The sequence below is a fragment of the Nocardia aobensis NBRC 100429 genome, from assembly GCF_000308375.1.
Classification (GTDB): Bacteria; Actinomycetota; Actinomycetes; order Mycobacteriales; family Mycobacteriaceae; genus Nocardia; species Nocardia aobensis.
In genome coordinates, this window is sequence record NZ_BAFQ01000292.1 from 55,460 (window position 1) to 62,108 (window position 6,649).

Here is a 6,649-nt window from a genome sequence, read left to right on the forward strand (position 1 = left end):
CCGCTACCGGTTGCCGATCAGCAAGGTCTGGGTGCTGCGGCCGACCGGGCCCTTCTCGTCGTAGAGCCGGGATTCGGCCATCCCGATGCCGCTGCGTTCCGGATAGGTGACCGCGTCCAGGCAGACCCACTCCCCCACGGGTTCACGATGCAGCGTGACGGTGAGGTCGGTGTTGATGAAAAGGTAACGCTCCCAATCCAATACCGCACTCACGCCGTTACCGGAGTCGGCTGCCGCGAGGGCCCGCTCCAGCGGGCTCGGCGTGGTTCCCGCGACGATCGGATACCGCAGCTTGATCCAGGACACCGCCGGTCCGGGCTGCTGGAAGGAGCCGGCGACGAAGCGGTAGTCGATCCCGGTGTGGAATCCGACGGGCTGGTTGCTGGGAAACTCCCCGCTGTGCGGCACGGTCTCCGGCCCGGGGTACGCGCCGACGGCGACCGCATCCGCCGGCACCTCGACCTCCGGGTCCGCAACTCGCAACCGCCACGCGTTCGCCTTCAACACCGGACCGCGGTCGGTGGCGACGGTGGCCTCGATCAACTCCACACTGCGCCCCGGCCGCACCACCCGCGCCTCGGCCCGCAACGGCGCGATGGGAACGGGCCCGAGAATTTCGACCGCCACGCGGCCGACCCGGAATCCCGGCCGCGGCTCACAGCGCTCGATCACATGCCCGAGCAGCGCCGACGGCGGCCCCGCGTGCTGCGCATCCGGCGACCACGGACCGCGGGTCAGCTCGGTGGAGTGGAACAGCGCGGGATCCGTGGGATCGGGTCGATAGAAGGCCTCCATGGATCCTTACTACCGCACGGGTACCGTACCGATTCGCTCGCCCTGACCTGCGGGACAATTCACCCCATCCGGCGCTGCCGCTTCTCGTCGTCGCTCTCGGTTCCGGCGGGACCGCCGCCTGTTACCGCTCGGCACGTATTGCAATGCGTAGGAGTTGTGGAGAGATTCCGACGGCGCCGATCGTGGCGCTACTCCGTTGCCGGTGTGTGCAGGCGCGCGCTGAGGAACGCGAGAATCTCGTCGCGGGCCGCGCGGGTCGGGTGGCCCTCCTCGTCGACGAAGTGCGCCGTGACGATGCTGTGCGGGGTCTGGACGATGTCGCGGAAGAACGGCGGCGGGGCGGGGTTGGCGGAATCGCCCGCCAGCACGCGGCCGTCGAAGGCGTCGCCGAGCAGTGCCCGATAGGCGGCGAAGCGGCGGCCGGTGCACCAGCGGTCGTTGTCGAAACGGTAGGCCAGGACCGTGAGCCCGTCGCGGCGGATACGGTCGCGGATCGCGGCCGCGTCCTCGTCGCTCATCTCGAGCCCGGCCGGATCGTCGAGCGGCAGCGAGGGATGATTCACCACCGGCGCGACGACGGCCGGTTCGAGGGTCATGGTGAGCGCGAAATTGCCGGTGAAACACAGCCCGAGCGCGCCGACTCCGGGACCGCCGCATTCGTCGTGGGCCAGCCGCGCGAGTCCGCGCAGCCATCGGGTGACGGGACTGGTGCCCCCGCCCGCGAAGGCACGGAATTCGGCACTCACGCAGGCGCGCCGCACGACTTCGGCGCCGTCGTCGACCGTCGGATAGGCGCCGTCGACGCCGAACAGCGACGGCAGGTACACGGTGAACCCCGCGTCGCGGATCCAGCGCGCGAGCCGCAGAACGTCGGGGCTGATGCCCGGCATCTCCGGCATCACCACGACGGCCGGGCCGGATCCGGCCGTGTAGACGGTCTTGCTCACCCCGTCCACGTCGACGAGACGAGGCTCGAAGGCGGCGATCGGGTTGTCGTCGATAGTCATTCGGTCAGCGTCGGCCGGACCGGTCGGGAAAGCGATCGGCGAAATCGCCAGATCGAGGGGTAATCTCGCCATCGGACGAGGAGGCGGGTCGTGAGCGCGTATCGGGTAGGTGTGCTGGCATATCCGGGCTGCTTCGCGTCCGAGGTGTTCGGGATTCCCGATCTGCTGACGATGGCCGCGCATGTCGCGGGTCCGGACCGCGCGGGGTACGAGGTGACGGTGGTCTCGCCGCGGCGCCGAGTGGTGGCCTCCGGCGGTGTGGCACTGTCGGTTTCGTCGTTGCGGGAGGTCGACATCCTCGTGGTGCCGGGCTTCGAACTCGTTCCGGGGCTCGATCCGGATGCCCGGCTGCCACCGCTCACCGCCGAGATCGCCGCGATCCGCGACCATGCCGCCGCGGGGGGCGCCGTCGTATCGATCTGTGTGGGTGCCTTCCTGCTCGCCCGGGCGGGCCTGCTCGCGGGCCGGCAGGCGACGACGGCCTGGTTGTTCGCCGACGAACTCGCGCAGCAGTGTCCGGAGGCCGATATCCGGTCCGATCGGCTGGTCGTCACCGACCGCGGTGTCACGACGACGGCCGCGTTCAGCGCCATGTACGACTTCGCGCTGGACTTGATCGCACGCCACAGCGGCCCACGGGTCGCGCGGACCACCGCCCGGATCGCCCTCGTCGACGACGCCCGCTCGTCACAGACCCCGTATGTCGACGCCCGCCGGCTGCCGCAACCCGGAAATATGTTCTCCCGCAGGGTGATGCGTCACCTCGACCGCCATCTCTCCACCCGCTACGACCTCACCGCACTGGCGAACACCTTCCACGTGAGCACTCGCACACTCCTGCGGCGCTTCGCCGACGAGACCGGGCACAGCCCGCTCGACTATCTGCGGTCCGCGCGCGTGCGCCGCGCCCGCCATCTGCTCGAAACCACCGACCGCACGGTCGCCGACATCTGCGGTGCCGTCGGGTACCGAGATCCGGGCACCTTCGCCGCCCTGTTCGCCGCACACACCGGACAACGCCCCGGGGACTACCGCACCACCTTCCGTCGCAGCCGTTCGTGAATCGACCGATGAGTTCCGGAGCGAAGCCACGTCTGTATCTACAGCTCGCAATCCGGGAGAACGGTCAGGGAGGACCCATGAGCACCACAGCACTGCCGCCCGTCGTCGACGCCGAGACCTGGCAGCGTGAACTCGACGCGCTGCGGGTGCGAGAGAAGGCGGCGACTCGGGAACTCGACGCGATCGCGGCCGCGCGTCGCCGCCTGCCGATGGTGAAGATGCCCGAATACACCCTCGAGGGCGAGGAGGGGCCGGTTCGGCTGGCGGACGTCTTCGACGGCAAGTCGCAGCTGATCGTCTACAACCACATGTGGTTCCCGGGCGAGACGTGGCAATGCCCCGGTTGCACCGGATTCACCTCGCAATTCACCCGATTGGAGTTCCTGGACAACTGGGACGCCCGCTTCGTCATCGTCACCCAGGGACCGATCGACGAGGCACTGGCCTACAAGCGGCGCGTCGGCAACGCGATGACCTGGTACTCGACCGCGAACAGTTCCTTCGGCGCGGACGTCGGCGCACCTCCCGGCGGCGGCTTCGCGGTCAACGTCTTCCTCCGCGACGGCGACACCGTCTACCGCACCTGGCACACCGACGGCCGCGGCACCGAACAACTCGGCTACAGCTTCGCCCTGATCGACCTGCTGCCCTACGGCCGCCAGGAGGAATGGCAGGACTCCCCCGAGGGATGGCCGCAATCGCCCACCTACAGCAAATGGAGCGGGTCGAAGGAGATCGCGGCGGCCTACGGCGAACCCGGCGCCTGAGCGGCTACAGCACCGGCGGGCGCTGATCGTCGGCCTCGGCCCGGACCGCCTCCTCGAACCCCGACTCGTACTCCTCGCAGTACAGCAACCGGCAGCCGCGGATCGCGTCCAGCAGGTCTTCCAGCAGGTCGACCGCCGGGCGGGCCGGGTCGAGGCACGAGATACGGAATTCGTCGGTGAGCGCGGTCAGGCCCTCCTCGTCGAGTTCGTCTCCGCGCAAACGCCTTTCGATCGCCTCGGCCGCTTCGATGATCCGGGCCGGGTTGCGCACCCGGCCCTCGGCGGCGGCGAGCGCGTCCGCGATCAGATCGACCACCACCGCGGTCGGGCTCTCGCCGGCGCACAACCGCTCCAGCACCAGTGTCGGTGTCTCCACCCGGAGCGCCTCCAGATTGTCCGCTTCCGCGACCACATGCACCGGATGCACCTCCGCGGCCTCGGCCGCGACCTGCGCGGCGAGGTACAGCCAGCGCGCGGCGGCCACCGCGGCGGCGGCCGGGTCGATATCGGTGAACCGGTCGATGGAGGCGAGCGGGTCGGCGTAGAGCAGCGCATCGGCCGCGTGCGCCTGCACCGGCGAAATGTCGGCCCGCGACAACTCCACCGCCTGCCGCGCCCGTCCGGACAGATCGCCCAGCTCCGCCGCCTCGATCGCCGCCTGCTCGGTGCGCACCTCGGCGACCAGGGCATCCACCAGCGTCGCGTCGCCGATCAGATGCGCCACCCGCCCGATCCGATGCGCCGCCTCCTCGATCACGCTGTAGGAAACCGCCATCATCCCGTCCGCGTCCGGCAGATTCGGTTCCCGCACGGCCGCCGCGACCTCCGGGAACCGATTGCGCTCCTCGGCCCGGTGCCACGCCACACTGTTCGGCACCTCCGGATCCCCCGCCGCCGACGCCGGATGCGTGTAGGTCCGCCACTGATACTCCGACAGTTTCGTCAGCGCCGCCGCCAGCGCGAGGGCGACCTCCGCCTCCACCGTCCTCGGCAGAGTCGCGATCGTCTCGGCCACATCTCCCCGGCCGGTCCCCCAACTCGCGACAAGTGCGCCGGCCCCCTGCTCATATGCATACCGCGTCACGCTGTCAGTTCTACCCTCGCCGACAGCCGCAAGCCGAAAGTTGCGATCGCGGCGTTCGGTGTGGACCCCCGGCATGCCGGTTACCCCGGTGGCACCCACCACGGGTACTTCCTGCCGGGCGAAGGTGCGAGCGACAAGGCGCTGGCACTGTTCAGCTTTCCGAGCCTGGCGGCCCACGAGCAATACCGCACCCGCTTCGGTGTCGATCCCGACTTCGTCGAAGCCGATCGCATCCGCGACGACAGCGGATGCGTCCTGCGCTACGAGCGCACCTTCATGCGTCCACTGCTTCCCGCGCATGAAAAAAGCCCCTCACCTGGGGCTCAGGTGAGGGGCCCGTCGTGGAGCTGCCGGGAATTGAACCCGGGTCCTCCGCCGCTTCTTCAGGGCTTCTCCGTGTGCAGTTCGCTAGGCCTCTACTCGGATCTCTCGGTCACGCGAACAAGCCGAGATGACGATCCCAGTCGCTGTTTGCTGTCCCGTACGACTCCGCGACCGAGCCGGACGGTGAAGCTCTCTAGCTGATGCCAGTACCCGGGCCGAGAGCAAACCCGGACTGACAGACACGCTCTACTGCTTAGGCAGCGAGAGCGTAGTCGCGCTGATGAGAATCGGCGCTTATTGGGTTACAGCGACGCTTACGGTGGTCTCCTGCCTGCACCGACACGCTTCCCCTGAATCGACGTACGCAGTCGAAACCGATCAGCCCCGTAGTCAACTCAGTTGAACACCCGGCTGGTGGGCCGGGCTGTTCATACTAACATCACTTCGCCTTCATCCATTCCCGCCGGTCAGCGCATGCCTTTCACGCGCCGGCCGAGTTCGCGCGTCACCTCACGCTCCGCGGTGCGGCGGGCCAGATCGTGGCGCTTGTCGTAGTCCTGCTTACCCTTGGCCAGCGCCAGTTCGACCTTCACCTTGCCGTCGGTGAAGTACATCGACAGCGGGACGAGGGTCTGCGAGCTCTCCTTGGTCTTACCGGTGAGCTTGTCGATCTCGCGACGGTGCAGCAGCAGTTTGCGGGTGCGGCGCGGGGCGTGGTTGGTCCAGGTGCCGTGCCCGTATTCGGGAATGTGCAGGCCACGCAGCCACACCTCACCGTCGTCGATGGTGGCGTAGGCGTCCACCAGCGACGCCTTACCCTCCCGCAGGCTCTTCACCTCGGTACCGACCAGCGCGATCCCCGCCTCGAAGATGTCGAGGATCGTGTAGTTGTGCCGCGCCTTGCGGTTGGTGGCGATGACCTTGCGCCCCTTCTCCTTCATGAACACCTTTCCCTCGACTCCGCGCAGCTCGGCGGCGCTCCACGCTGTCATTGTGCCTCGATGCCCGCTGAGCGTACGGACCTGTCCGGTTTACACGGCCGCCGAACAGAAGGAAAACGAAATTCCGGCCCGGAACATGCCGTGATCCGGCTCACGGTCGGCTGACATCCGGCAACCGGCCCCGGCCGCCCGGAGGCCGGCGCCGCGGGGACGAACCACCGCACCGGAGGGCGTCGGCTGCGGACGAATGCGGACATCCCCACCGCCGGGAACCGATTCCGTGTGCCCTTCGCCGCGCGAGCGCGCAAAATGGTTGCGTGACAACGGTACCCAGATTCAGAGTGAGCACCGCCTCGGATCGTGTACTCGACGACCCGACCGATGCGCAACTACACGACCTCCTGGCCGAGTTGGATTATCGAGAACCCCAACTCGTCGTCGAACGCCCGGGTTCGCCTGCGGCCCAACACTATCTGCGCGTCGAGATGGATCGGCGCATCGATCCCGACGACGGTCGCGGCTATATCGTCGAGTACGGCGGGGGCGGGCCGGGTATGCAGTTCCGCGCCAGCGTGCGCGACACCGCGCGCTGGGGAACTCCGCACTCCCCCGCCTTCGAACTCGTCGCAAAGACCGTGCAGGACTGGGCCTTTCAACGCTACGGCTGGC

At 68.5% G+C, this 6,649-nt stretch carries 7 protein-coding genes, 1 other RNA gene and 1 pseudogene; 4 read left to right on the forward strand and 5 right to left on the reverse strand.

Features of this window, described 5'->3' with window-relative positions:
- Positions 1-3 precede the first annotated feature (3 nt).
- Entirely contained in the window at positions 4-795 is a 792-nt protein-coding gene (locus RJ03_RS32080; protein WP_036509874.1) for a thioesterase family protein, read from the reverse strand.
- Positions 796-983: 188 nt separating this feature from the next.
- Positions 984-1,802 (reverse strand): dienelactone hydrolase family protein, encoded by an 819-nt coding sequence (locus RJ03_RS32085; RefSeq protein WP_036509970.1) that lies wholly within the window; start codon positions 1,800-1,802, stop codon positions 984-986.
- 90 nt (positions 1,803-1,892) lie between these two features.
- Between RJ03_RS32085 and RJ03_RS32090 the strand changes: the two genes are divergently transcribed.
- Together RJ03_RS32090 and RJ03_RS32095 are read left to right on the forward strand one after the other, a co-directional pair.
- Entirely contained in the window at positions 1,893-2,864 is a 972-nt protein-coding gene (locus RJ03_RS32090; protein ID WP_036509879.1) for a GlxA family transcriptional regulator, read from the forward strand.
- Between the two features lie 77 nt (positions 2,865-2,941).
- Positions 2,942-3,631 carry a DUF899 domain-containing protein gene (locus RJ03_RS32095; RefSeq protein ID WP_036509882.1) on the forward strand — a complete coding sequence of 230 codons (690 nt, stop codon included), beginning with the start codon at positions 2,942-2,944 and terminating at the stop codon, positions 3,629-3,631.
- A 4-nt stretch (positions 3,632-3,635) separates the two neighbouring features.
- Here RJ03_RS32095 and RJ03_RS32100 read toward each other — a convergent pair whose 3' ends face one another.
- The gene (locus RJ03_RS32100) at positions 3,636-4,646 is read right to left on the reverse strand and encodes a hypothetical protein (RefSeq protein WP_051025548.1); all 1,011 of its coding nucleotides are present in this window, start codon (positions 4,644-4,646) and stop codon (positions 3,636-3,638) included.
- On the opposite strand from RJ03_RS32100, the pseudogene RJ03_RS38705 reads away from it, so the two are divergent.
- A pseudogene (locus RJ03_RS38705) lies at positions 4,536-4,991 on the forward strand (NIPSNAP family protein); the annotation flags it as partial. The gene RJ03_RS32100 and the pseudogene RJ03_RS38705 sit on opposite strands and share 111 nt — an antisense overlap.
- Positions 4,992-5,054: 63 nt before the next feature.
- Here the strand turns inward: RJ03_RS38705 and ssrA are convergent.
- Both ssrA and smpB read right to left on the reverse strand, forming a co-directional pair.
- Positions 5,055-5,425, reverse strand: a transfer-messenger RNA (tmRNA) gene (gene ssrA / locus RJ03_RS35680).
- Between the two features lie 81 nt (positions 5,426-5,506).
- Positions 5,507-5,980: an SsrA-binding protein SmpB gene (gene smpB, locus RJ03_RS32105; RefSeq protein ID WP_036509978.1), complete on the reverse strand. Its 474-nt coding sequence runs from the start codon at positions 5,978-5,980 to the stop codon at positions 5,507-5,509.
- 341 nt (positions 5,981-6,321) lie between these two features.
- On the opposite strand from smpB, the gene RJ03_RS32110 reads away from it, so the two are divergent.
- A partial coding sequence (locus tag RJ03_RS32110) for a hypothetical protein (protein ID WP_051025549.1) occupies positions 6,322-6,649 on the forward strand: 328 nt, incomplete at its 3' end.